At 64.9% G+C, this 23304-nt stretch carries 22 protein-coding genes; 11 read left to right on the top strand and 11 right to left on the bottom strand.

Translation table 11 applies throughout. From position 1 onward, the window contains the following. Window positions 1–3 precede the first annotated feature (3 nt). Complete coding sequence (locus tag J5M71_RS17080; RefSeq protein ID WP_207834276.1) at window positions 4–801, bottom strand: hydroxymethylpyrimidine/phosphomethylpyrimidine kinase; 798 nt, start codon at window positions 799–801, stop codon at window positions 4–6. A 265-nt stretch (window positions 802–1066) separates the two neighbouring features. Here J5M71_RS17080 and J5M71_RS17085 point away from each other — a divergent pair, with 265 nt between their 5' ends. From J5M71_RS17085 to J5M71_RS17100, 4 genes are all read left to right on the top strand, one after another. Continuing rightward, window positions 1067–3055 (top strand): hybrid sensor histidine kinase/response regulator, encoded by a 1989-nt coding sequence (locus J5M71_RS17085; protein WP_207834277.1) that lies wholly within the window; start codon window positions 1067–1069, stop codon window positions 3053–3055. A gap of 471 nt (window positions 3056–3526) precedes the next feature. Continuing rightward, the gene (locus J5M71_RS17090; protein WP_063911835.1) at window positions 3527–5179 is read left to right on the top strand and encodes an acyl-CoA dehydrogenase family protein; all 1653 of its coding nucleotides are present in this window, start codon (window positions 3527–3529) and stop codon (window positions 5177–5179) included. 176 nt (window positions 5180–5355) lie between these two features. Continuing rightward, window positions 5356–6819, top strand: coding sequence for an AMP nucleosidase (gene amn, locus J5M71_RS17095; RefSeq protein ID WP_063911834.1), 1464 nt, complete (start codon window positions 5356–5358; stop codon window positions 6817–6819). 6 nt (window positions 6820–6825) lie between these two features. Continuing rightward, a complete protein-coding gene (locus J5M71_RS17100; protein WP_233687365.1) occupies window positions 6826–7458 on the top strand; it encodes a pseudouridine synthase in 633 nt (210 codons plus the stop codon). 113 nt (window positions 7459–7571) lie between these two features. Here J5M71_RS17100 and J5M71_RS17105 read toward each other — a convergent pair whose 3' ends face one another. Next, a complete protein-coding gene (locus J5M71_RS17105; RefSeq protein ID WP_013974331.1) occupies window positions 7572–7775 on the bottom strand; it encodes a DUF2788 domain-containing protein in 204 nt (67 codons plus the stop codon). Between the two features lie 54 nt (window positions 7776–7829). Next, a complete protein-coding gene (locus tag J5M71_RS17110; protein ID WP_003249795.1) occupies window positions 7830–8306 on the bottom strand; it encodes an Lrp/AsnC family transcriptional regulator in 477 nt (158 codons plus the stop codon). A gap of 395 nt (window positions 8307–8701) precedes the next feature. Between J5M71_RS17110 and J5M71_RS17115 the strand changes: the two genes are divergently transcribed. Next, window positions 8702–9487 carry a DUF6515 family protein gene (locus J5M71_RS17115; RefSeq protein ID WP_207834278.1) on the top strand — a complete coding sequence of 262 codons (786 nt, stop codon included), beginning with the start codon at window positions 8702–8704 and terminating at the stop codon, window positions 9485–9487. 130 nt (window positions 9488–9617) lie between these two features. Here J5M71_RS17115 and J5M71_RS17120 read toward each other — a convergent pair whose 3' ends face one another. Further along, window positions 9618–10490 carry a cation diffusion facilitator family transporter gene (locus J5M71_RS17120; protein ID WP_272493152.1) on the bottom strand — a complete coding sequence of 291 codons (873 nt, stop codon included), beginning with the start codon at window positions 10488–10490 and terminating at the stop codon, window positions 9618–9620. A gap of 22 nt (window positions 10491–10512) precedes the next feature. After that, window positions 10513–10932, bottom strand: coding sequence for a hypothetical protein (locus J5M71_RS17125; RefSeq protein ID WP_013974328.1), 420 nt, complete (start codon window positions 10930–10932; stop codon window positions 10513–10515). 116 nt (window positions 10933–11048) lie between these two features. Here J5M71_RS17125 and hrpB point away from each other — a divergent pair, with 116 nt between their 5' ends. Then, window positions 11049–13577, top strand: a complete 2529-nt coding sequence (gene hrpB / locus J5M71_RS17130; protein WP_207834279.1) for an ATP-dependent helicase HrpB — start codon at window positions 11049–11051, stop codon at window positions 13575–13577. Between the two features lie 18 nt (window positions 13578–13595). Here the strand turns inward: hrpB and J5M71_RS17135 are convergent, their stop codons facing one another. Together J5M71_RS17135 and J5M71_RS17140 are read right to left on the bottom strand one after the other, a co-directional pair. After that, window positions 13596–14087, bottom strand: coding sequence for a hypothetical protein (locus J5M71_RS17135; protein WP_207834280.1), 492 nt, complete (start codon window positions 14085–14087; stop codon window positions 13596–13598). 87 nt (window positions 14088–14174) lie between these two features. Continuing rightward, on the bottom strand, window positions 14175–14831 hold the full coding sequence (locus tag J5M71_RS17140; RefSeq protein ID WP_207834281.1) for a YciC family protein: 657 nt from the start codon (window positions 14829–14831) through the stop codon (window positions 14175–14177). Between the two features lie 166 nt (window positions 14832–14997). Here J5M71_RS17140 and J5M71_RS17145 point away from each other — a divergent pair, with 166 nt between their 5' ends. The 3 genes from J5M71_RS17145 to J5M71_RS17155 all read left to right on the top strand — a co-directional run bounded on the left by J5M71_RS17145 (window position 14998) and on the right by J5M71_RS17155 (window position 17009). Then, window positions 14998–15753 carry a DUF2076 domain-containing protein gene (locus J5M71_RS17145; protein ID WP_207834282.1) on the top strand — a complete coding sequence of 252 codons (756 nt, stop codon included), beginning with the start codon at window positions 14998–15000 and terminating at the stop codon, window positions 15751–15753. Between the two features lie 162 nt (window positions 15754–15915). After that, on the top strand, window positions 15916–16395 hold the full coding sequence (locus tag J5M71_RS17150) for an NYN domain-containing protein (RefSeq protein ID WP_004576858.1): 480 nt from the start codon (window positions 15916–15918) through the stop codon (window positions 16393–16395). Window positions 16396–16403: 8 nt separating this feature from the next. Next, window positions 16404–17009: a 3'-5' exonuclease gene (locus J5M71_RS17155; protein ID WP_207834283.1), complete on the top strand. Its 606-nt coding sequence runs from the start codon at window positions 16404–16406 to the stop codon at window positions 17007–17009. Here J5M71_RS17155 and J5M71_RS17160 read toward each other — a convergent pair. After that, window positions 17006–17455, bottom strand: coding sequence for an Lrp/AsnC family transcriptional regulator (locus J5M71_RS17160; RefSeq protein WP_015271918.1), 450 nt, complete (start codon window positions 17453–17455; stop codon window positions 17006–17008). The two genes, J5M71_RS17155 and J5M71_RS17160, sit on opposite strands and share 4 nt — an antisense overlap. 154 nt (window positions 17456–17609) lie before the next feature. Here J5M71_RS17160 and yedA point away from each other — a divergent pair, with 154 nt between their 5' ends. Continuing rightward, a complete protein-coding gene (yedA, locus tag J5M71_RS17165) occupies window positions 17610–18530 on the top strand; it encodes a drug/metabolite exporter YedA (RefSeq protein WP_207834284.1) in 921 nt (306 codons plus the stop codon). A gap of 55 nt (window positions 18531–18585) precedes the next feature. Next, complete coding sequence (locus J5M71_RS17170) at window positions 18586–19917, top strand: DEAD/DEAH box helicase (RefSeq protein ID WP_207834286.1); 1332 nt, start codon at window positions 18586–18588, stop codon at window positions 19915–19917. A gap of 117 nt (window positions 19918–20034) precedes the next feature. Here J5M71_RS17170 and J5M71_RS17175 read toward each other — a convergent pair whose 3' ends face one another. The 3 genes from J5M71_RS17175 to J5M71_RS17185 form a co-directional block, all read right to left on the bottom strand. Beyond that, complete coding sequence (locus tag J5M71_RS17175) at window positions 20035–21276, bottom strand: TIGR03862 family flavoprotein (RefSeq protein ID WP_207834288.1); 1242 nt, start codon at window positions 21274–21276, stop codon at window positions 20035–20037. A 148-nt stretch (window positions 21277–21424) separates the two neighbouring features. Next, complete coding sequence (locus J5M71_RS17180) at window positions 21425–22339, bottom strand: histone deacetylase (protein ID WP_207834441.1); 915 nt, start codon at window positions 22337–22339, stop codon at window positions 21425–21427. A gap of 121 nt (window positions 22340–22460) precedes the next feature. Next, window positions 22461–23153, bottom strand: coding sequence for a histidine phosphatase family protein (locus J5M71_RS17185; RefSeq protein ID WP_207834290.1), 693 nt, complete (start codon window positions 23151–23153; stop codon window positions 22461–22463). Between the last annotated feature and the right edge of the window lie 151 nt (window positions 23154–23304).

A 23304-nucleotide genomic window follows, 5' to 3' on the forward strand; every position in this document is an offset into this window, starting at 1 on the left:
GTGTCAGGAGCAGAAATCCAGTGGCAGGCGGCGCGGCACGTACTGGCCCTTGCCCAGTTGCTCGGCGTCACGCAGGGTGCGCCAGGTGTAGTCCAGAGCGCTGCGCACGGCGCTTTCCAGCTGCTCGCCGAGGGCCAGGCGGCCGGCCAGGGCACTGGCCAGGGTGCAGCCCGAGCCGTGGTAGCTGCCCGGCAGGCGCTGGCAGGTCCAGGTGTGGCGCTGGCCATCGCGGCTGTACAGGCGGTTGTGAATTTCGTCTTCGTCGCCGTGACCGCCGGTAATCAGCAGGTGTCTACAGAACGGCAACAGTTTTTCGGCACACTCGTCGGCGGTGCCTTCGGGCAGTTCGGCCAGGATGCGGGCTTCGGGCAGGTTCGGCGTAGCGATGGTCGCCAGCGGCAGCAGGCGTTCGCGCAGGGCGTAGCCCACTTCGTCCTTGCCCAGGCGGCCACCACCACCTGCACGCAGTACCGGGTCGCAGACCAGCGGCAGGTGCGGGTGGTCGGCCAGCAGTTCGGCGACGGTGTCGACCATCTCGATCGAACCGAGCATGCCGAGCTTGACGGCGGCCACCGTGGCGTCGGCCAGCACGGCGTTGGCCTGGGCCAGCACCCACTCGCGGTCAAGCACGCGGAAGTCGGAAACGTTGACGGTATCCTGCACGGTCAGGGCGGTCACTGCGGGTGCGGCGTGACAGCCTTGGGCGATCAGGGCTTCGATATCTGCCTGCAGGCCGGCGCCGCCACTGGGGTCGTGGCCGGAGAGACAGAGGACAACGGGGCGGGAGCTGTAGGTATTCATGGTCGGCGAGCTTACCACCAATCCTGTTTGGGCGGATCGTCCGACAAACGCGTTTTACTGATCGAACGGTCAGAATTTTTTGTTTATTGCTCGTGAAAGTATTGATTTAGAGCCTTTTCTTTGGTTTTTGATATGGCCGATTGCCAGGTTGCGAAGCTATGCTAGAGTGCTCGGATAACTCTACTAACGGGTTCTGCCGGATCGTGTCGTCTCAAACGGATGGGAGGCAACCGCGACTCGACTGGACAGGCCATGCTGGGGCTGTATGCGCTATTTGCTGATTGTGCTTCTGGGCTTGCTGCCCATGGTGGCCGGAGCCGTCGATTTCGACGACGCTACCCGGCATCTTCCGCTTGGCAAGGCCATGCAGGTTTATGAAGACCTCGATGGCAGTGCCAGCATCACCCAGGTCAGTGCCCCTGGGTTCGCCGAGCACTTTCGCCCCCATCTCGAAGACGTGCTGAACGCCGGTTATTCCACCTCGGTGTTCTGGCTCAAGGTCGAGCTGCGTCCTGTCGCCGCGCCCGGCGCTGCCCCACGGCAATGGTTGCTGGAGCTGGCCTATCCACCGCTGGACCACCTGGAGCTGTACCTGCCCGACCGCAGTGGCAGTTACCGTCTGGCCCAGCGCACCGGTGACGCCTTGCCCTACGACAGCCGGCAGATCCGGCAGAACAACTACCTGTTCGAGTTGCAGCTGCCTCCTGGCCAGGTAACCACCGCCTACCTGCGCCTGCACAGCCAGGGCTCGGTGCAGGCGCCGCTGGCGCTGTGGTCCGCCGAGGCCTACATGGAGCAGCAGCCCACGCGCCTGTATGTGCTGGGGATGATCTACGGCGTGCTGCTGGTGATGCTGGTGTACAACCTGTTCATCTACCTCAGCGTGCGCGACGTCAGCTACCTCTACTACATCCTCTATATCGCTTCGTTCGGCTTTTACCAGGTGTCGGTGAATGGCGCCGGTGTGGCCTACTTCTGGCCGGACAGCCCCTGGTGGGCGAATGCCTCGACGCCGCTGTTCATTGGTGCCGCGGGCCTGTTCGGTTGCCAGTTCGCCCGGCATTTCCTGCAACTGGGCAGCATCAGCCGTGGTTTGGACCGGCTGCTGCAGCTGCTGATGCTGGGTGGCGCGCTGGTCATGGTGCTGGCGGTGAGCATGCCCTACGGCGTCGCCCTGCGCATGGCCACGGTGCTGGCGTTGCTGTTTACCGTGAGCATCTTCGCTGCCGGGCTGTACGCCTGGTGGCGTGGCTTGCGCGTGGCACGCTGGTTCATCATCGCCTGGACGGCGTTCCTGCTCGGTGGCCTGGTCAACACCCTGATGGTGCTGGGCTACCTGCCAAACGTGTTCATCACCATGTATGCCAGCCAGTTGGGGTCGGCGCTGGAGGTGGCCTTGCTGTCGCTGGCGCTGGCCGACCGTATCAACAGCTTGCGCGAGCAGCAGGCGCAGACCTTGCGTGACACCGGGCGCACGCTGGAGCAATTGAACCTGCAACTGGCCAGGAGCAACCGGCTGAAAGACGAATTCCTGGCCTGCGTGACCCATGAGCTGCGCACGCCGATGAATGGCGTGATCGGCTCGCTGGAGCTGATGCACACCCTGCCGATGGAGGCCGAGATGGCCCAGTACCACCGCACGGCGGTGGGGTCGGCCCAGGGCATGATGGACATGGTCGATGCCATTCTTACCCTGTCCGAACTGCAGGCCGGCCGCCTGCGCGCGCAGCCTGCGCCGTTCAGCCTGCGTGCCCTGCTGCAGGGCTTGCGCGCCGGTTATGCCGGGCAGGCTTTGGGCAAAGGCTTGTACCTGAGCCTGGACATCCCCGCCGATTTGCCGGACGAACTGCTGGGCGACGGCCAGAAACTGGCCCGCTGCCTGGGGTGCCTGGTGGACAACGGGCTGAAGTTCACCCACCAGGGCGGGGTAATGATCCAGGTGCGCGGCCGCCGGGCGGGGCTGGATGACCTGGCGTTGACCTTCATTGTCAGCGACAGCGGTATTGGCTTCGATGACCTGGACCAGTCGACCCTGTATCAGCGCTTCTTCCAGGTCGATGGCTCGATGACCCGGCGTTATGGCGGGCTGGGGATTGGGTTGTCGATTTGCCGGCAGATGGGGGAATTGCTGGGGGCGAAGTTGTCGCATGAGTCGACGCGGGGGTTGGGCAGCCGGTTCGAGTTGAGTTTGAACATGGCTATTGCGCAGGTGCAGATGAGCCCGCACATACTGCAGGCGCGGCAGTCGCTGTGAAGGCATGGCATTTGGTTGGGGCTGACAGGTGTTTGCCACAACAGGTTCAGCGCCTGTGAGATCGAGCGCCGCCCGCGCGGCGCTTCGCGGGGCAAGCCCGCTCCCACATTTGTTGCAACGTGCCGAACCTGCCAGGCCATGGTTGCCTGCCTTGGTGCATGGCTTGAGGCAGGCGGGGCGGCATCAATGCCCACCTTGAAATCCAGCCATGCCAACAAGGCTGCCAACCATGGCCTTACAGGCATGGCCACGTTGCAACAAATGTGGGAGCGGGCTTGCCCCGCGAAGCGCCGCGCGGGCGGCGCTCGATCTCACAGGCGCTGAACCTGTTGTGGCGAACACCTGTCAGCCCTGATACACACCCAACACATGCGCCCCCCACCACATGTTTAGTCATTAATGTCACTTTGACTGACTCGTACAGAGTGCTTCACTGGGTCTCTCAAGCCTACCCGGATCCAGGAGCCCCCGATGAACCTGCACCAGTACGCTGAAACCCACGAAGTCACCAACCAGCCACCGCCCCTCGACGGTGCCAACCTGTACCGTCTCGACCTGCCGCTACAGGAATGGTCGCGGCGCTTCGGCGCGGGTTGGGCCGAGTCGCGGATCGATGCCTACGGGGCCCTGGCCGGTGGCCCGCTGATGCAGGCGGGTTTCCTGGCCAATGCGCACAAGCCGGAGTTCAGCAGCCATGACCGCTACGGCCATCGCATCGACCTGGTCGAGTTCCACCCGGCCTACCACGAACTGATGCGCACCGCCGTCGAGCATGGCCTGCCTTCGCTACCTTGGGCCGAACCCCGCCCCGGCGCCCATGTGGCGCGGGCTTCGATGACCTACCTGCACAGCCAGGCCGAGGCCGGTACCGGCTGCCCGCTGACCATGACCTTCGCTGCCGTACCTGCGCTGCGGCTGCAACCCGAACTGGCCGAATACTGGTTGCCGAAAATCCTCGCCTGCGAATACGACCCGCGTAACGTCGGCGACCGGCACAAGGCCGGGGTCACCCTGGGTATGGCCATGACCGAGAAGCAGGGTGGCACCGATGTACGTGCCAACACTACCCGGGCTTATCCGGTCGGCGCCGCAGGCCCGGGCCAGGCCTACGAGCTGGTCGGGCACAAGTGGTTCTGCTCGGCGCCGATGTGCGATGCCTTCCTGACCCTGGCCCAGACCGAAAAAGGCTTGAGCTGCTTCCTGCTGCCGCGTCACCGCCCGGACGACAGCCGCAACCAGTTCTATATCCAGCGCCTGAAGAACAAGCTGGGCAACAGTTCCAATGCCTCCAGCGAGGTGGAATTCCGCGGCGCCCTGGCGTGGATGGTCGGGGAAGAAGGGCGGGGCGTGCCGACCATCATCGAAATGGTGGCCATGACCCGCTTCGACTGCATGGTCGGCTCCAGCGCCCTGATGCGCCAGGCGCTGACCCAGGCGGCCCACCACTGTGCGCACCGCAAGGTCGGCGGGCGGCTGCTGAGCGAGCAGCCGTTGATGCAGAACGTGCTGGCCGACCTGGCGCTGGAAAGCGAGGCCGCGCTGGCCCTGAGCCTGCGCATGGGGCAGGCGCTGGAACAGCTGGACGACCCGCAGCAGGCGCATTTCGCCCGGCTGGTCACGGCGGTGGGCAAGTACTGGATTTGCAAGCGCGCGCCGGCCATGATCAACGAGGCCGCCGAGTGTCTGGGCGGGGCGGGTTATGTGGAAGACAGCATCCTGCCACGGCTGTACCGCGAAGCGCCGGTCAACTCGACCTGGGAAGGCTCGGGCAATGTGCAGTGCCTGGATGTGCTGCGGGCCTTGTCCAAGGAACCGGGCGTGCTCGATGCGTTGTTCGCCGAGCTGGGTGATGGGCATGGGGACCCGCGTTTGGCGGCGCACATCGGCAACCTCAAGGGTGCGTTTGCCGACACCGGCGACATGCAGTACCGCGCGCGGCAACTGACCGAGGACATTGCCCTGGCGTTGCAGGCCAAGCTGTTGCTGGAGGCGGGCAATACGGTGGTCAGTGATGCGTTCATCGACAGCCGCTTGGCGGGTGGGGGGCGCGTTTATGGGGCGTTGCCGCGGGGTGTGGATGTGGCGGCATTGGTGGCCAGGGCTACGCCAGCCTGGACGAACTGAGCTGGCTTTTTCGCGGGCACGCCCGCTCCCACAGGTACTGCGCCGTACTTAGGGCAGTGAATATCCTGTGAGAGCGAGCGTGCCCGCGAATGGATGCAACACCGATCAATGGGGGTGTATTTAGCCAAGAAGGCAGGCAAGATGGTTCACATGCATGTCCAGACAGGAAGCACAGTGTGAGCCAAGCTTTTGTAGTCGTTGATACCCCCGAACAGGCCGTCGACCGTCTGGCGGCCCTGCATGAACAGGCCACCGGGGCCCTTAGCCAGGCCCTCAAGCGTTACCTGAAGGACCGTACCGAGCCGGACGCCGAAGAGCGTGACCTGTTCCGCTACCCGGCGCTGCGCCTGACCTACTACAGCCACGGTGAAGTCGCCGCCACCACGCGGGCCTACGCCAAGGTCCAGGTGGCCGGTACCTACAGTGTCACCATCACCCAGCCGGCTGCTTTCCGTGGCTACCTGCTGGAGCAACTGCGCCCGCTGATGCATGACTACACCGTCACGGTGGAGGTTGGCGTCAGCGAACAGAACATCCCATACCCCTACGTGGTCGACCAGGGCGACGAGCTGGCCGGCAGCGGCATCACCGCCGCGCAACTGGCGCGGGTGTTCCCCAGCACCGATCTGTCGGCTGCCACCGACAACATCGCCGACGGCCTGTGTGACTGGGGCAGTGCCGAAACCCTGCCGCTGGCGCTGTTCGATGCCGCGCGGGTCGACTTCTCGCTGCGCCGCCTGGTGCACTACACCGGCAGCGACTGGCGCCATGTGCAGCCATGGATCCTGCTGACCAACTACCACCGCTATGTCGACCAGTTCATCAGCCACGGCCTCGACCAGTTGCGTGACGACCCGCGCTTCGTGCGCATGGTGCTGCCGGGCAACGTGGTGATCGAAAAGGGTATGGACCACGGTGAAACCCAGGCCCTGGTAGCCAGCGTGGTCTGGCACCGCTACCAGATGCCGGCATATCACCTGATCGCCGCCGACGGCGACGGCGTCACGCTGGTCAACATCGGCGTCGGCCCGTCCAATGCCAAGAACATCACCGACCACCTGGCCGTGCTGCGCCCGCACTGCTGGCTGATGATCGGCCACTGCGGCGGCCTGCGGCAGTCGCAGACCATCGGCGACTATGTGCTGGCACACGCCTACATGCGCCGTGACGGCATTCTCGACCGGGTGGTGCCGCCGAACATCCCGATTCCGGCCCTGGCCGAGGTGCAGCTGGCCTTGCAGGAAGCCGCCGCGCAGGTCACCGGCGAGCGTGGCGAACAGCTGAAGAAGCGCCTGCGCACCGGCACCGTGCTGACCTACGACGACCGCAACTGGGAGCTGCGCTGGGCCCAGGAACGGCCGCTGATCAACCTGTCGCGTGCCGTGGCGGTGGACATGGAAAGCGGCACCATTGCCGCCCAGGGTTACCGCTTGCGCGTGCCGTACGGCACCTTGCTGTGTGTGTCCGACAAGCCGCTGCACAGCGAGATCAAGCTGCCGGGCTCGGCCAACGCCTTCTATAACCGGGCGGTCAGCCAGCATTTGAAGATCGGCATTGCCGCCCTCGACCTGCTGCGCACCGAGCTCAACTCGCTGCACTCGCGTAAACTGCGCAGTTTCGATGAGCCGCCGTTCCGCTGAGGATCCATGTCACTGCCCCCCCGTAACAAGCCGCGCCGCCCCCAGGCGCGGCCTGCCACCGGCCCGCGTCGCCAGCCCAAGGCGCCACCGGCCGAGCCGCGCCTGATCCTGTTCAACAAGCCGTTCGACGTGCTGACCCAGTTCAGCGACGGTGACGGGCGCGCGACGCTCAAGGACTACATCGACATCCCGGGTGTGTACCCGGCCGGGCGGCTGGACCGCGACAGTGAAGGCCTGTTGCTGCTGACCAACGATGGCGGCCTGCAGGCACGCATTGCCGACCCGAAGCACAAGCTGGCCAAGACTTACTGGGTTCAGGTAGAGGGGGAGCCGAGCGAGGAGCAGTTGCAGCGTTTGCGCGATGGCGTGGAGCTGAACGACGGGCCGACCTTGCCGGCCGAGGCGCGGCGCCTGGAAGAGCCCGAACTGTGGCCGCGCAACCCGCCGGTGCGTTTTCGCAAGAGTGTGCCGACCAGCTGGCTGGAGCTGGTGATTCGCGAAGGGCGTAACCGCCAGGTGCGGCGAATGACGGCGGCGGTGGGGTTGCCGACCTTGCGCCTGGTGCGGGTGCGGATTGGCGACTGGGCGCTGGACGGGTTGGAACAGGGCTGCTGGCGCGAAGTGGCTGCCAAGCTTTAGCCCAGTTCAAGGGCCTATTCGCGGGCACGCCCGCTCCCACAGGTAGGGTGCAGCCCTCAAGTGCAGCGCCAGACCTGTGGGAGCGGGCGTGCCCGCGAATGGCCCTGAATTTTCTACACCCCTTCGAGAAACCCCACCACCACGCTCTTGATGATAAAGGCCAGCACCCCCAGCCCCAGCACGAAGAACAGGATCAGCGTCCCGAACCGCCCCGCCTTGGACTTTTTCGCCAGGTCCCAGACGATGAAGCCCATGAAACCGATCAACACGGTGACCAGGATGATCATCATCCACTCTTCGAATACGGCGGGATCCATCAGTGTTCTCCAGGCGGGTTGAGCGGCCGATTATACGCCTGCTGGCGCAGGCAATTAACGCAGGTGGGTCAATGGCAGCTCGGTGCTGGCCAGCACCTGGTTCAGCACGAAGCTCGAACGCACGCTGGTGACGCCTTCAATGCGGGTCAGGCTGCCCAGCAGCAGTTTCTGGTAGTGGTCCATGTCGGGCACCACCACCTTCAGCTGATAGTCGGCATCCATGCCGGTGACCAGGCTGCATTCGAGCACCTGGGGCAAGTTGCGGATGGCCGCCTCGAAGGTTTCGAAACGCTCCGGAGTATGGCGGTCCATGCCGATCAGCACGTAGGCCGTCAGGCTCAGGCCCAGCTTCTTGCGGTCGAGCAAGGCCACCTGGCGCGAGATGTAGCCATCGTCCTCCAGTTGCTTGACCCGACGCGAGCATGGCGAAGGCGACAGGCCGATGCGTTCGGCCAGTTCCTGGTTGGAAATGCGCGCATCGCGCTGCAATTCGGCGAGGATGCTCAGGTCGTAGCGGTCAAGTTTGCTCATGGTTTATGCCTTTTCTGTTCGGATTGCGGTGAATTATCAATCCAGGGTGAAAAATTGCGCAAGTGCTATTTATCTGAGCAATCTTCGCAATCATCTGCCGCAACTGCTTCGGTATCTTTATCCACAGAATCACTGCCCGGACATCAGTCCACGGCGACGCGCCCTAGGCGGGCGGTCGCGGCCAGCCATCCAACAGGATCTGCAGGCCCCCGGGCTACACACCTTCCAGAAGACGGTGTGAGGTGAGCCGGCGCCACAAGTGCCGAGCACGGACGACAATTCCTGAAGGGAGGCCCTGTGGCCTCCCTTTTTTCATGGCTGGAAATTTAATTGGCCGGCGTTACGGGCGCGGTAGACTGGCTGTGGTTGCCGTATTTTCTACCGAGAGGAACAGCATGAAGTCACGCATCTGGCAGTTGGCAGGTGTTGGTGTGTTGGGGTTGAGCATCAGCCTCGGGGCCATGGCCGAAGGGCCGGGCGAGGGGGCGCCAGGGCGCTCGCTCAATTCGCGTGACGAAGTGCAGCAGACCCAGCCGCCGCGTCAGGGCTACTATCAGGATATTCCTCGCCGCCATGGTGATAGCCGCTACTGGGAAGGCGGTGGCCCGGGGCAACGGCCTGGCGGTGACTGGCAGGGGCGCCCGGACGGTCATGGCAATGGCTGGGGGCCGGGGCCGCAGTATCGCCCGGGGCACACCATCGATCATTTCCCGGACCGCTACTGGAAAGTGCCCTACCGTGGCGATGATTACTTCTACTCCGGTGGTTACTGGTACCGCCCCCATGGTGACCGTTATGTCGTGGTGGCCCCGCCCTACGGCGTGCGGGTCAATTACCTGCCGCCCTATGCGCGGGAGGTCTGGCTGGGTGGGGCGTTGTTCTTCCTGGTGGCCGATACCTATTACCAGTACCTGGCCGACAGCCGCGAGTACGTGGTGGTCAACCCGCCGGTTGCCGCACCGGCACCTGTAGGCGGTGGGTATGACGTGGTGGCCTACCCGATGTATGGGCAAGGGCAGGAGCAGCAGGACCAGGACCGTTATCAGTGCCACCGCTGGGCCGTGAACCAGTCAGGCTTCGACCCGGCAACGGCGACTTATGCGCCGCCGGCCAACGTGGCGGACAACTACCGACGGGCGCTGGGCGCGTGCTTCAGTGGCCGGGGCTACAGCATCAACTGAAGCGGGACACGTCCCTGCAACGGAGAGCCCTGTGGGAGCGGGTTTACCCGCGAAGAATGCGACGCGGTGCATGGCACCGGCTGTGCCGGTGTTCGCGGGTAAACCCGCTCCCACAGTTACGCTCACTGATTCACACCGGATCCGCATGCACCATCACATCCGCCTGTGGATAACGCTGGCGGATCACCCGCGAGGCCTCCACGCACAAGGCGTGCGCTTCATGCAGCGGTAACTGCCCCGGCATCTCCAGGTGCAGCTGCACGAACCACTGGTTGCCCGACACCCGTGTACGCAGGTCATGCACACCTTCAACCCCGGGAATGGCCAGCACCAGCGTAGCCATGTCCTCGCCAACATCGCCGGGCAGTTCCTGATCCATCAGGATGGCCGTACTCTCCCGGGCGATCTGCAGCGCGCTCCAGAGGATGTAGACGGCAATGCCCAGGCCGAACAGCGCATCCAGCTGCGGCCAGCCAAAGCGTGCCAGCAGCAGGGCCAGCAGGATGCTGCCGTTAAGCAGCAGGTCCGAGCGGTAGTGCAGGGAGTCGGCCCGCACCGCCGTGGAGCCGGTCAGGCGGATGACCTTGTGTTGCAGTGCCAGCAGGGCAAGGGTCAGCACCAGCGACAGCAGCATTACCGCGATACCTATGGCGGTATCGCCCAAGGGTTGCGGGGTGTGCAGGCGTTCCACCGCCTGCACCCCGATCAGCACCGCACTGACCCCGATGAACAGCGCCTGCGCCATACCGGCCAGGGCTTCGGCCTTGCCATGACCGAAACGGTGGTCGTCGTCGGCCGGGCGCAGGGCGTAGTGCACGGCGAGCAGGTTGAGGAACGAGGCAACGGCATCCAGTGCCGAGTCGGTCAGCCCTGCCAGCAGGCTGATCGAGCCGCTCAGCCACCAGGCCAGCGCCTTGCTCAGGACCAGGATGCTGGCCACCGCCAGTGATGCGCGGGTGGCCAGGCGCAGCAGGCGCTGGTGTTCAGCCGGGGTGGTCATCATCCGTGGTCAATGTCCTTGTGGTTCAGGCTGCAGGCACCAGGCCCAGGCTGGCCAGTTGTTCAATGCTGCCGCGATGCTGGATCAGCCGTGGGTCGTTCAGCGGCAGGCGCTGGCCCAGCTCGCTTTCGAGAATGGCCTGCAACTTCAGGTTGTCGACCTTGCCATCGGGGCTGACAGCCTCGCGCAGTTTGACCGGGTCGACCTGGGCGGATCGCCCGCCTGAGTAATAGATGGCGCCCGTGGCGAAGTCGATACCGAAGGCGATCAGCCCCGGGATCACGTAGAACAGGATGCCGATGGCATCCATTGCGGCAACCACAGGGTCGATCTTGCCGCCGATCTGGCCACGACGTTCCGGGTAGAGAATGGTGCCGCAGGCTGTCAGTTGGGTCAGCAAGGTGACGATGAGGGCGCCACCGATGACGCGGGTTGGGATGCGCATGTAAATCTCCGAGAAGGTATTCAGCAGGGCAAGCGAAGCGCCTGCACCTGAAGCTAAGACCATGATAGAGCAGGCTGGGTTCGCCGTTATACTCGCGGCACTGTTCGAGGACCACCATGATTTCATTACCGATCGATGCTGTCTTGCCCGCCCTGCGCCAGGCCCTGGAAAACCGTGACGAAGCGGTGCTCGAGGCGCCACCCGGCGCTGGCAAGACCACCCGCGTACCGCTGGCGCTGCTCAATGAGCCATGGCTGGCAGGGCAGAGCATTCTCATGCTCGAGCCCCGGCGCCTGGCAGCGCGCGCGGCTGCCGAACGGCTGGCCAGCGAACTGGGCGAGCAGGTTGGTGAAACGGTGGGCTACCGCATTCGCCTGGACAGCAAGATCGGGCCTAAAACCCGCATCGAGGTGGTGACCGAAGGTATCCTCACCCGCCGCCTGCAGGCCGACCCGGCGCTGGAGGGGGTGGGGCTGGTGATCTTCGACGAATTCCACGAGCGCAGCCTCGATGCCGACCTGGCCCTGGCATTGAGCCTGAATGGGCGCGAATTGTTGCGTGACGACCCGCCACTGAAGGTTCTGCTGATGTCCGCGACCCTGGAGGGCGAGCGGCTGTCGCGGCTGCTGGACGATGCTCCTGTGGTCAGCAGCGAAGGCCGCATGCACCCCGTCGACATCCGTTGGGGGCGGCCTTACCAGCCGGGTGAGTTCATCGAGCCACGGGTGGTGGATAGCGTGCTGCAGGCGCTGGCCGATCAGGCCGGCAGTGTGCTGGTGTTCCTGCCGGGCCAGGCCGAGATCCGCCGGGTGCATCAGAGCCTGCAGGAAGCGTTGGGTGAACGGCCCGAAATCCTGCTGTGTCCGCTGCATGGCGAGCTCGACCTCAATGCACAGCGTGCGGCCATCGACCCGGCGCCCAAGGGCCTGCGCAAGGTGGTGCTGGCCACCAACATTGCCGAGACCAGCCTGACCATCGACGGCGTGCGCGTGGTGATCGACGCAGGCCTGGCCCGGGTACCGCGCTTCGACCCCGGCAGCGGCATGACCCGCCTGGACACCCAGCGCATCTCCCGCGCCAGTGCTACCCAGCGTGCCGGCCGTGCCGGCCGCCTGGAGCCCGGCGTGTGCTACCGCCTGTGGTCCGAAGCCCAGCATGACCAGCTGGCCGCCCACGGCAGCGCCGAGATCCTGCAGGCCGACCTGGCCGGCCTGGCCCTGCAACTGGCACGCTGGGGCGTTACGCCCGAGCAGTTGCGCTGGCTCGACCAGCCTCCCACTGCCGCCTTCGCCCAGGCCCAGGACCTGCTGGCACGGCTCAATGCGTTCAAGCCCGGCAGCCGTGACCACCTCAGCGAACACGGCCAGGCCATGGCCGAGCTGCCGGCGCATCCCCGTATCGCGCATTTGCTGTTGCGCGGCCAGGACCTGGGCCTGGCACAGATGGCCTGTGATGTGGCCGCGCTGCTGGGCGAGCGGGATATCCAGCGCGGCGGTGGCGCCGACTTGCACAGCCGGCTGGCGCTGGTCAGCGGCGAGAGCAAGGCTTCGCGAGGCGGCCAGGGTGGCGTGCAACGTGCCCGGCAACTGTCTCGCCAGTACCGCGGCCTGCTGCGTGGCAAGGCCGGTGCGCCGGTCGCCGACCCGGATCACCCGCGCTGGCTGGGCGCACTGCTGGCGCTGGCCTACCCCGACCGCGTCGCCCAGCAGCGCCGCGAGGGTGGCGCGGAGTATCGGCTGGCCAATGGCCGTGCGGCGCTGTTTGCCGAAGCCGATGCACTGATGAAGTGCCCGTGGCTGGTGATTGCCGACCTGGGCAGCCGCCAGGGCCAGCGCGAAGAACGCATCTACCTGGCCGCCGAGTTCGATTCGGCGCTGTTCGAGGGCGTGCTGGCCGAGCAGGTCGACCGGGTCGATATTCTCGATTGGGACGAGCGCGAGCAGGTGCTGCGCGCCGAACGCCAGGTCAAGGTTGGCGAGCTGGTGCTCAGTCGCGAACCGCTGCCGGGCCTGGATGACGAAGCGCGGGCTCGCGCGTTGCTTGGCCTTGTCCGGCGCAAGGGCCTGAACCTGCTGGCCTGGACCCCGGAGCTACGGCAATGGCAGGCGCGCGTGGCCCTGCTGCGTCAGCTGGACCTGGCCAAGGATGGCCACAGTGAATGGCCCGACCTGGCCGACGAGGCCTTGCTCGCCAGCCTGGAAGACTGGTTGCAGCCCTACCTGGGCAAGGTGTCGCGCCTCAGCCATTTTGCGGCGCTGGACCTGCCATCGCTGCTGCGCAACCTGTTGCCCTGGCCGCTGCCGCAGCGCCTGGAAGAACAGGCCCCCGCGCACCTGACTGTGCCGTCCGGCTCGAACATCCGCCTGGACTACAGCGAAAACCCACCGATCCTCGCCGTGCGCCTGCAAGAGCTGTTCGGCCTGGCCGAAACCCCACGCATCGCCAATGGCCGCCAGCAGGTCAAGCTGCACCTGCTGTCACCTGCACGCCGCCCGGTGCAGGTGACTCAGGACCTGGCCAACTTCTGGCGCACGACCTATGCCGAGGTGAAGAAGGACCTGAAAGGGCGCTATCCGAAGCATTACTGGCCGGATGACCCGTTGGTGGCCGAGGCTACGGCGCGGGCCAAGCCCAGGGGGACCTGACCGTGTCGGAGTACCCGCTCAACCGAGCGGTTTGAGCAGGAAGGTCAGCACGTCACCTTCCTCGACATTGAGCAAGGCCACCCAGTCGCCGCTCTTGTGGGGGGTATCCGTGATGGCACCAACCCGATAACCGCGGTGGTCGCGCAGATGGCAGACCAGCCCTTCATCGCTCAGATGCAGCGGTTCGATCTTCCAGTAATCGGTGACTTCGGCATGCCAGTAGAAACCGAGGTAGCCATTGCGGCTGACGCCCAGTTTCTTGGCCTTAGGGTGCCCGGGAATGCTGATGTGGTAGTGCAGGCGATCGTCGGTGCGCGAGTGGTAATGAAAGTCCATCACCGGCGAGTCTTGCCGCCCACCCGCCTGCAACCAGTCATCCTCAGGGGTGAAGCCCCAATTGAATTTGTCCGTGCTGCGGCTCAGACGCAGGGGAATGTCGTAGTCGATTGCGCGCATGTACAGCCTGCCGCGAAAAGACCTGGCGAATACCGCCAGAATGTCTTCGTCCATGGTGCTCTCCTTGAATGGCATTGAAGGTTGTGCACCCTAATGCCAGGGCTCGGCAGCCAGGCAGATCGAAGACTTTCCCCGGTAACCTCAGGCGCTGGCCTCACCTTCCAGCAGCATGAACAGGCGGTACAGCACCACGGTGCTGAACAGTTGCAGGAAACCGCTGAGGCTGTCCATGGCCAACTCCATGCCGGGCGACGGTTCGGGGAAGGCCATCAGCAGCAGCCCGTCGATCAGCCAGATCGGTGCCAGTACGCCGACCACGCAAACCATGATGCGCATGAAATGCCCCGTGGTCATGCTGGCACTGTCGCGCATCGACTGCACTACCGGCCGGCCGCGCAGTACCAGCAGGTACTCGGCGAACACCAGGTTGATCATGATCCACACGCCCGGGAAGATGAACAGCGCAAGGCCGGCCATGATCAGCAGCGAGCTGATCAGGATCAGCAGGGCCAGTTGCGGCCACAGTTGCACGGCACGGGCGAACAGGTTGCGCTTGGCGATGTCCTGGCCGTTGCTGCGGGTGTCCAGGTACAGGATCAGTGCGGCGCTGTACAGCGGGTAGAACAGCAGGCTGACCAGCATGCCGTAGGCTGGCGATGCCTGGTCGCCCAGCTGGCGGTACAGCAGTTGGGTGACCAGGGCTTCCAGCACCACCAGCGGCAGGCACAGCTGGAGGATGTTCGGCAGGTGGCGGCGGAAGAAGTACAGGGAGTCGCGCAGAACGCTCAGCGGATTCATCAGTCAACATCGCATGGCAGTAAAAACAGGGGCCTAACTTTAGCCCAAAGCAGGCTTGGGGCTGTCATTTGCTGAAAAAAGTTTCACGCCGCCGGTGATTGAATCCCACGCCTGTACGCCCCATCTTTGACGCTGTCCGTTGTCCCGCTACCCCACGAGGTCGCCCATGAATACTGAAGAACAAACCCTGATCGACGGCCTGTTCGGCCGCCTCAAGCAAGCCGAGGACCCGAGCCAGCCACGTGATGCGCAGGCTCAGGCATGCATCGAGGAACATGTGCGTCAGCAGCCGGCGGCGCCGTACTACATGGCCCAGGCGATCCTGGTGCAGGAGGCGGCGATCAAGCGCCTCGACGAGCAGAACAAGCAACTGGAAGCCGAACTTAAGCAGGCCCGTGCCCAGGCCGAGGCCGCCCGTGCCGGCAGCGCGCCGAGCAATGGCGGTGGTGGTTTCCTGTCCAGCATCTTTGGTTCGGCTGGGCGCAATACGGCACCGGCCGTGCAGTCGCAGCGTCCCGCTGCAGCCCCTGTGGCATCTGCTGGTGGCTGGCGTGAGCCGTCGGCGCCGGGCTTTTCCCAGCCGCAAGCGCAGCAGCCTGGCTTCGGCGCTGCGCCGGCACGCAGTGGTGCCAGCAGCTTCCTCGGTGGCGCGATGCAGACTGCGGCCGGTGTGGCGGGTGGCGTGTTGCTGGCGCAGGGCATCAGCAGCCTGTTCAACCACAACTCGCAGCCGGAGGAGGTGGTCGAGGTGATCAAGGAAGAGCCGGCGCCGGCCAGTGACAGCGGTGGCTGGAACGACTCGGGGGCGCAGCAGCAGGTGGCTGACAATGGTGGTTGGGGCAGTGACCAGGGTGGTTATGCTGACAGCGATTATGGCAGCGATGATGGCGGGTTCTTCTCGGACGACGATTCGTACGTCTGACAGGTCTGGCATACTGCTGGCAGTTTTGGGGGCGCTTTGCGCCCCTTCGCGGGCACGCCCGCTCCCACAAGTACCGCGCGACGCTGAACCTGTGGGAGCGGGCGTGCCCGCGAAGGGCTGCGCAGCAACCCCTGCATTCCAGGCCGACCAAGGGGTTCCCAGGTGAAAAAGATCGCGCTGTTCGCCGATGTGCAGAACCTCTACTACACCGTGCGCCAGGCCCACGGTTGCCATTTCAACTACACCGCCCTGTGGGCCGATGTCAGCCGCGAAGGCCAGATCGTCGAGGCCGTGGCCTATGCCATCGACCGTGGCGACAGCAAGCAGCAACAGTTCCAGCAGATCTTGCGCAACCTCGGTTTCGATGTGCGGCTCAAGCCTTTCATCCAGCGCAGCGATGGCTCGGCCAAGGGTGACTGGGACGTGGGCATTACCCTGGATGTGATTGACGCAGCCAGCCGCGTCGACCAGGTGGTACTGGCCTCTGGCGATGGTGATTTCGACCTGCTGCTGGAGCGGGTGATCCAGCGCCATGGCACCGAGGCAGTGGTATATGGTGTGCCCGGGCTTACCGCACTGTCGCTGATCCGTGCTGCCACCCGCTATGTGCCCATCGAGGGTGCGCTGTTGCTCAAACACTGAGATTTTTCATGGAACGTATCGCTGTCATCGACTTTGAAACCACAGGCATCAGCCCCGGCGCCGGCTGCCGCGCCACCGAGGTGGCGGTGGTGGTGCTGGAGGGCGGGCGCATCGTCGAGCGCTACCAGAGCCTTATGAACGCCGGGGTGCCGGTACCGGCCTTCGTCGCCGGGCTGACTGGCATCACCACCGCCATGCTGCGCAGTGCGCCGCCGGTGGACAAAGTGATGAACGAAGTGGCCGATTTCGTCGGTGGCACCCCGCTACTGGCACACAACGCCGCCTTCGACCAGAAGTTCTGGGACTACGAGCTGAGCCGCATCGGCCGTAGCCGCAGCCAGGCCTTCGCCTGTTCCCTGCTGCTGTCTCGGCGCTTGCTGCCGGCGGCACCGAACCACAAGCTGGGCACCCTGACCCGCTGGGCCGGGCTGCCGGATACCGGTACCGCGCACCGGGCCATGGCCGATGCCGAAATGGCCGCCAACCTGCTGCAACACCTGGCTGGCGTGCTGCGCCAGAGCCACGGAGTCCAGCAACTCTCGCACGACCTGCTCTGCCGTTTGCAGAAAACCCCTGCCGCGAAGGTTCGTGAAACCCTGGCCAGATACTGTTAGGGCTTCTTCTCCAGCTGCGCGAGCGGCACCCGCCGCTCCACGGCGCTGGAGAGAATGATCGAGGTCTTGCTGAAGCCGAACTGCGCTACCCGGTTGATCAGCTCTTCCAGCTCGGGCATCGAACCCACCGCTGCCTGCATGATGACGCAGGGGTCACCGGTCACCCGGTGGCATTCGGTCAACTGGGGGATCTGGGTCAACGCTTCGTAGGCCTGCTGATTGCCATGACTGGCCAGGCGCAGTTCGATCACGCACTGGATCGGCAGGCCGATCTTGCTCATGTCGACTTTGGCCTGGTAGCCGGTGATGACCCCGCTGGCCTCGAGTTTGGCCACCCGCTCGGCCACTGCCGGCGCCGACAGGTTCACCTGGCGCGCCAGTTGCGCGAAGGTGGCGCGGCCATTGTCGAGCAGGGCAGCGAGCAGCATGCGGTCGTACTTGTCCATGGATTATTCCTGCCTGGTTTCGATTCGCTTGAAAAACACCCGAATAACCACGCAATGCAAAGTGTAGGGGTGATTTAAAGCTGTTTTGTAACTTAAGTTTAAACGGTGGCCTTTCTAAACTAAGCCACCCGTAAACGGATTTCGAGTGTTTCCCATGCCTGCCTCCCGTCGCTTCCCGTTATTGCTCATTGGCGCTTTCCTGGCCTTGTACCTGGTCTGGGGCTCCACCTACCTGTTCATTCGCATTGGCGTCGAGAGCTGGCCACCGATGCTCATGGCCGGGGTGCGCTTCCTGATTGCCGGTGGCCTGCTGTATGGCTTCTTGCGCTGGCGCGGTGTGCCGGCGCCGACCTGGACGCAGTGGCGGGCGGCGGGGGCGATCGGTTTTCTGCTGCTCAGCTGTGGCAACGGTGGCGTGACCGTGGCCGAGCATGCTGGCGTAGCTTCGGGCGTGGCGGCGCTGGCGGTGGCGACGGTGCCGCTCTTCACCTTGCTGTTCGGCCTGTTGTTCGGGCATCGCAATTCGAAGCTGGAGTGGGCGGGGATCGCTCTCGGGCTGGTGGGCATCGGCCTGCTGAACCTGGGCTCCAACCTGCAGGCAAGCCCGATTGGCGCGGCGCTGATCATTTTTGCGGCGGCGTCATGGGCATTCGGCTCGGTGTGGAGCAAGACCTTGCCGCTGCCCCAGGGGCCCATGGCCAGCGCCGCGGAAATGCTGGTCGGCGGCGCCGTGCTGTTGCTTGGCAGTGTGCTGTCTGGCGAGCGCATGACACAGATGCCGACCGCTGCCGGCTGGGGCGCGCTGGCCTATCTGGTGTTGTTCGGTTCAATCCTGGCGTTCAGTGCCTACATGTACTTGCTCAAGCATGTGCGCCCGGCAGCTGCCACCAGCTATGCCTACGTCAACCCGGCGGTTGCCGTGCTGCTGGGCATCGTCTTTGCCGGTGAGCAGATTGGTGCCGAAGAGTGTGTGGCCATGGCGGTGATCATCGGCGCGGTGGTGCTGATCGGCCTGCCGCAGTGGCGCAAGGCACCTGAGCCGGCGCAGCCGTTGAAAGGCGAAATCTGCAAGTAGGCAGGGGTGATGCGGTAAACTTGCCGCCTTCGCTGAACCCCCTGACGGTATTGCCATGAATTTCGCCAAACTCGGCCTGATCGAACCGCTGCTGCGCACCCTGCAGCAACTGGACTACACCACCCCGACCCCGGTGCAGGCCAAGGCCATCCCCGCCGTGCTGGCCGGCCGCGACCTGATGGCTGCGGCCCAGACCGGCACCGGCAAGACCGCGGGCTTTGCCCTGCCCGTGCTGCAGCGCCTGGCGCTGGAAGGCGAGAAGGTGGCCAGCAACTCGATCCGCGCGCTGGTGCTGGTGCCCACCCGTGAGCTGGCCGAGCAGGTGCACAACAACGTGCGCGAGTATGCCGAGAACCTGCCGCTGAGCACCTACGCGGTGTATGGCGGGGTCAGCATCAACCCGCAGATGATGCGCCTGCGCCGTGGTGTCGACCTGCTGGTGGCCACCCCGGGGCGCTTGCTCGACCTGTTCCGGCAGAACGCCGTGAAGTTCAACCAGGTGCAGACCCTGGTGCTGGACGAAGCCGACCGCATGCTTGACCTGGGCTTTGCCGAAGAGCTGCAGTCGGTGTACGCCGCGCTGCCACGCAAGCGCCAGACGTTGCTGTTCTCCGCCACGTTCTCCGACCAGATCCGCATGCTGGCGGGGCTGGCCCTGAATGACCCGCTGAGCATCGAAGTCAGCCCGCGCAATGCCACGGCCACCAGCGTCAAACAGTGGCTGGTGCCTGTGGATAAAAAGCGCAAGGTCGACCTGTTCTGCCACCTGCTGCGCAAGCAACGCTGGAAGCAGGTGCTGGTGTTCGCCAAGACCCGCAATGGTGTGGACCAACTGGTGGAGCGCTTGCTGGCCGAGGGTGTGAATGCCGACGGCATCCACGGTGACCGCCCGCAAGCCACCCGTCAGCGTGCGCTGGACAGCTTCAAGGCCCGCGAAATCCAGGTGCTGGTGGCAACCGATGTGGCGGCCCGCGGCCTGGATATCGATGACTTGCCGCTGGTGGTCAACCTTGACCTGCCGATCGTTGCCGAGGATTACGTGCACCGCATCGGGCGTACCGGGCGGGCGGGCAACAAGGGCGAGGCCATTTCGCTGGTGTGTGCGGATGAAGTGCAGTTGCTGGCGGCGATCGAAGTGCTTACCCGGCAAACCTTGCCGCGTCATGAAGAGCCGGATTTCATCCCTGACCACCGCGTGCCGATGACCGACGCCAGTGGCCAGGTGGTCAAGAAGCCGAAGAAGCCCAAGAAGCCGAAAGAAAACAGCGCCAAGCGCGGGTTGGGGCGCTGGATGGACAGTGCTGAATCAGGCAGTGCGCAGCCGGCGGTGAAGGCGGTGCGCAAGGTGCCTAGTTTCAATGGTGGGCCGCGCAAGCGTAAGCCGTAGATTTGCGGTCTACGCGGTCTCTGTGGGAGCGGGTTTACCCGCGAAGAATGCGACGCGGTGTCTGGCACGGGCTTCGCCCGTGTTCGCGGGTAAACCCGCTCCCACAGGTGGACGGTGTCAGCCTTGGGATTTGAGCCAATCCGCCGCCGCCCGCCCGGCCCGCAAGCCGCTGGCAAAGCATGCCGTCAGCAGATACCCCCCGGTCGGCGCCTCCCAGTCCAGCATCTCGCCGGCACAGAACACCCCCGGCATGCCCTTGACCATCAAGCCCTCATCCAACGCCTCGAAACGCACCCCACCCGCGCTGCTGATCGCTTCATCCAGCGGCCGTGTGCGCACCAGCGTGATCGGCAATGCCTTGATCGCCCTCGCCAAGGCATCAGGGTCGGCAAAGGTCGCCTGATCGGTCAGCTCACGCAACAGCGCCGCCTTGACCCCATCGATACCCAACTGGCTGTGCAGGTGCTTGGCCATGGAGCGCGAACCCCGTGGCTTGGCCAGCGCCTGGGCAATCTTGTCCACAGGCTTGTCCGGCAACAGGTCGAGCAGCAACACCCCGTGGCCCTCACGGTTGATGGCCTCGCGCACCGGTGCTGACCAGGCATACACCAGGCTGCCTTCCACACCCTGCGCGGTGAGGATGAACTCGCCCTTGCGCGGCGCGCTGCCGGGAACGCTGAGGGCAATGTTCTTCAACGGCGCACCGGCGAACTTGTCCCTGAGCAGCGTGCTCCAGCCTGCCACTTCAAAACCGCAGTTGCTGGGCTGCAAGGGCGAAATATCCACAGCCCGTTCGGCCAGCAACGGCTGCCAGCTCCCGTCCGAACCCAGTCGCGCCCAACTGCCGCCACCCAGCGCCAGCACCACTGCGGCGGCCTTCACCAGCCGCTCGCCCTGTGGATAAGCAATCCGCAATGCCCCCTCGCTGTTCCAGCCCAACCAGCGGTGACGGGTGTGGATAACTACCCCGCCGTCGCGCAGGCGCTTGAGCCAGGCGCGCAGCAGTGGCGCGGCTTTCATGTCGGTGGGGAACACCCTGCCCGAAGTGCCGACGAAGGTTTCGATGCCCAGGCCGTGAATCCACTGGCGCAAGGCGTCGGCATCGAAGTCGCGCAGCAGCGCAGCAATTTCGCCCTGGCGCTCGGCATAGCGGCTGACGAACGCCGGGTAGGGCTCTGAATGGGTGATGTTCATGCCTCCGACACCTGCCAGCAGGAACTTGCGGCCCACCGAAGGCATGGCATCGAACACCTCGACCGCCAGGCCCGCCTGGGCCAGTGCTTCGGCGGCCATCAGGCCGGCTGGGCCGCCGCCGATGACGACAGCGAGGGGAGGGGAGGCGGGGCTCAGATCAGACATGGTGGGCAGCAGGCTGTGGAAAAGAGGCGCATTCTAGCGCAGCGCGGCCTGTGGAAGCACTGCTCAAAAAATGATCAGTGTTCTGCAGGCCTTGCCTGTAAAGGGCTGCAACGCCTTTCCCGCAGGTTATCCACAAGCGGTTCCACAGTCATTGTGAACAACCGATGACGCCTGCCGCGCTGTGATGAAGGATGCCGTGGCGCCTGGCCAGGGCTGCGCGGTCCTTGCTGTAGCCACCGCCGATCACGCCCACCACCGGGATGTCGCGGCCCAGGCAGTGGCGCAGCACCGCCTCGTCACGGGCGGCAACGCCTGCATCGGTCAATTGCAGATAGCCCAGGGCGTCGTCCTTGTGCACATCGACCCCGGCGTCATACAGCACCAGGTCGGGTCGATAGAGCGGCAGCAGGTAGTTGAGGGCGTCGTCCACCACCTTCAGATAGGCCATGTCGCCCATGCCGCGGGGCAGGGGGATGTCCCAATCGCTTTGCGCCTTGCGCGCCGGGAAGTTCTGTTCACAGTGCAGCGACACAGTGATGGCGTCTGGTGTGTCGTGCAGGATGCGCGCGGTGCCGTCACCCTGATGCACATCGCAGTCGAAGATCAGCACCCGGTGGACCCGGCCAGCCTCCAGCAGGTAGCGGCTGATCACGGCCAGGTCGTTGAAGATGCAGAAGCCGGCAGGATGATCGTAATGGGCGTGGTGAGTGCCACCGGCAAGGTGGCAGGCGATGCCGTGCTGCAGCGCCATCTCGGCGCTCAGCAGCGAGCCGCCTACGGCGCGCACGGTACGCCGGGCCAGGGCCTCGCTCCAGGGCAGGCCGAGGCGACGCTGGTCCTCGCGCGACAGGTCGCCGTTCATGTAGCGCTCGATGTAGCTGCGGTCGTGGGCCAGGGCGAGGATGTCGTTGGGGCAGATGTCCGGGCGCAGCAGGGCCTGGTCGGTGGTCAGCCCGCTGTCGATCAAGTGGTCGTGCAGCAGGCGGAACTTGTCCATGGGAAAGCGGTGTTCGGCGGGGAACTCCGGGCTGTAGTCTTCGTGGTAGATCAGCGGCAACGGCATGGGTGGGGTCGCAATCAGGGCCAGTGCTGATCTTGCCATGGCCGGGGCAGCTTTGCTGCCCAATCACCGGCAAGCCAGAACAGGTAGTGCAAGGCAGTTGCCCTGGCAGGCAGGAGCGGGGTCAGCGCTGTTTCGTGGTACTGGCCAGCACCCGTTGCCAGTCCGGCTCGTTCAGGCGGCCGAGGATGCGCGCCTTGCCATTACTATCCACCGAAACGAACAGCGCACTGGCATAGCCACTCTCACGTTCGCCACCCGCAACGTTCTGCTGGCGGGCAAAATGATCGATGCAACCGTTGTGGGTCACCAGCACCAGGTTATGCCCCGGCCGCTTGTGCGCCAGCGCTTCGCTGGCGAACTGGTCGTCACAGCTTTCCAGCCATTCCTCACTGGGCACCGCCTGGCCAAGGATGAAATGCGCGGTTTGCCGTGTGCGCAGTTTCGGGCTGCTGAGCATATCGGCGTTGTTCAGGCCCAACTCGTGCAGCCCTTGGCCAACGCGGGTCGCGGCCTGGCTGCCGGCCACGGTGATGCCGGTGGGGTCGTCCAGGCACGGGCCGGGGGCGCTGTCGCAGCGTTCGGCGTGGCGGATCATCACGATCACTGCACCGCCGGCCCAGTCCTGCAGCAGGCCGCTGTCACTCAATTGCTGTTCGTTGCCAAGGTCCACGATGTGCGTCCTCGTCGCCAGCCAGGTGCTCAACGCCGCCACGACCATGCATAGGCCAAGGGCGGCACCGAGGGCTTTGCGGGTCAGGCGTCGCTTGCGCCGGGCTTGGATGGCAGGGTGCCCCTGGGTGTTGCTGATTAGCATGCGTTGCTCCGTTGGCGTGGCCGCAGCTGGCGCGGCGGTGGATCGCAGGCATCCTGCCAAGCGGCCTGTCGGGGGGCGGTGAAGGACATGTGAAAATTGCATTCGGGCGTGCCGGCTGGGTGAAACCAGCGCCCGCGCCTACGCTGTAAAC

The sequence above is a fragment of the Pseudomonas sp. 43(2021) genome (assembly GCF_017490805.1).
In the GTDB taxonomy this organism is placed as follows: Bacteria; Pseudomonadota; Gammaproteobacteria; order Pseudomonadales; family Pseudomonadaceae; genus Aquipseudomonas.

Coding starts and splice junctions, on each gene's coding strand:
- J5M71_RS17170 (WP_207834286.1), top strand. CDS start 18,586: ATGAATTTCGCCAAACTCGGCCTGATCGAACCGCTGCTGCGCACCCTG.
- J5M71_RS17180 (WP_207834441.1), bottom strand. CDS start 22,339: ATGCCGTTGCCGCTGATCTACCACGAAGACTACAGCCCGGAGTTCCCC.
- J5M71_RS17175 (WP_207834288.1), bottom strand. CDS start 21,276: ATGTCTGATCTGAGCCCCGCCTCCCCTCCCCTCGCTGTCGTCATCGGC.
- yedA (WP_207834284.1), top strand. CDS start 17,610: ATGCCTGCCTCCCGTCGCTTCCCGTTATTGCTCATTGGCGCTTTCCTG.
- J5M71_RS17090 (WP_063911835.1), top strand. CDS start 3,527: ATGAACCTGCACCAGTACGCTGAAACCCACGAAGTCACCAACCAGCCA.
- J5M71_RS17100 (WP_233687365.1), top strand. CDS start 6,826: ATGTCACTGCCCCCCCGTAACAAGCCGCGCCGCCCCCAGGCGCGGCCT.
- J5M71_RS17125 (WP_013974328.1), bottom strand. CDS start 10,932: ATGCGCATCCCAACCCGCGTCATCGGTGGCGCCCTCATCGTCACCTTG.
- J5M71_RS17145 (WP_207834282.1), top strand. CDS start 14,998: ATGAATACTGAAGAACAAACCCTGATCGACGGCCTGTTCGGCCGCCTC.
- J5M71_RS17160 (WP_015271918.1), bottom strand. CDS start 17,455: ATGGACAAGTACGACCGCATGCTGCTCGCTGCCCTGCTCGACAATGGC.
- hrpB (WP_207834279.1), top strand. CDS start 11,049: ATGATTTCATTACCGATCGATGCTGTCTTGCCCGCCCTGCGCCAGGCC.
- J5M71_RS17110 (WP_003249795.1), bottom strand. CDS start 8,306: ATGAGCAAACTTGACCGCTACGACCTGAGCATCCTCGCCGAATTGCAG.
- J5M71_RS17155 (WP_207834283.1), top strand. CDS start 16,404: ATGGAACGTATCGCTGTCATCGACTTTGAAACCACAGGCATCAGCCCC.
- J5M71_RS17085 (WP_207834277.1), top strand. CDS start 1,067: ATGCGCTATTTGCTGATTGTGCTTCTGGGCTTGCTGCCCATGGTGGCC.
- J5M71_RS17135 (WP_207834280.1), bottom strand. CDS start 14,087: ATGGACGAAGACATTCTGGCGGTATTCGCCAGGTCTTTTCGCGGCAGG.
- J5M71_RS17140 (WP_207834281.1), bottom strand. CDS start 14,831: ATGAATCCGCTGAGCGTTCTGCGCGACTCCCTGTACTTCTTCCGCCGC.
- J5M71_RS17115 (WP_207834278.1), top strand. CDS start 8,702: ATGAAGTCACGCATCTGGCAGTTGGCAGGTGTTGGTGTGTTGGGGTTG.
- J5M71_RS17185 (WP_207834290.1), bottom strand. CDS start 23,153: ATGCTAATCAGCAACACCCAGGGGCACCCTGCCATCCAAGCCCGGCGC.
- J5M71_RS17105 (WP_013974331.1), bottom strand. CDS start 7,775: ATGGATCCCGCCGTATTCGAAGAGTGGATGATGATCATCCTGGTCACC.
- J5M71_RS17080 (WP_207834276.1), bottom strand. CDS start 801: ATGAATACCTACAGCTCCCGCCCCGTTGTCCTCTGTCTCTCCGGCCAC.
- J5M71_RS17120 (WP_272493152.1), bottom strand. CDS start 10,490: ATGATGACCACCCCGGCTGAACACCAGCGCCTGCTGCGCCTGGCCACC.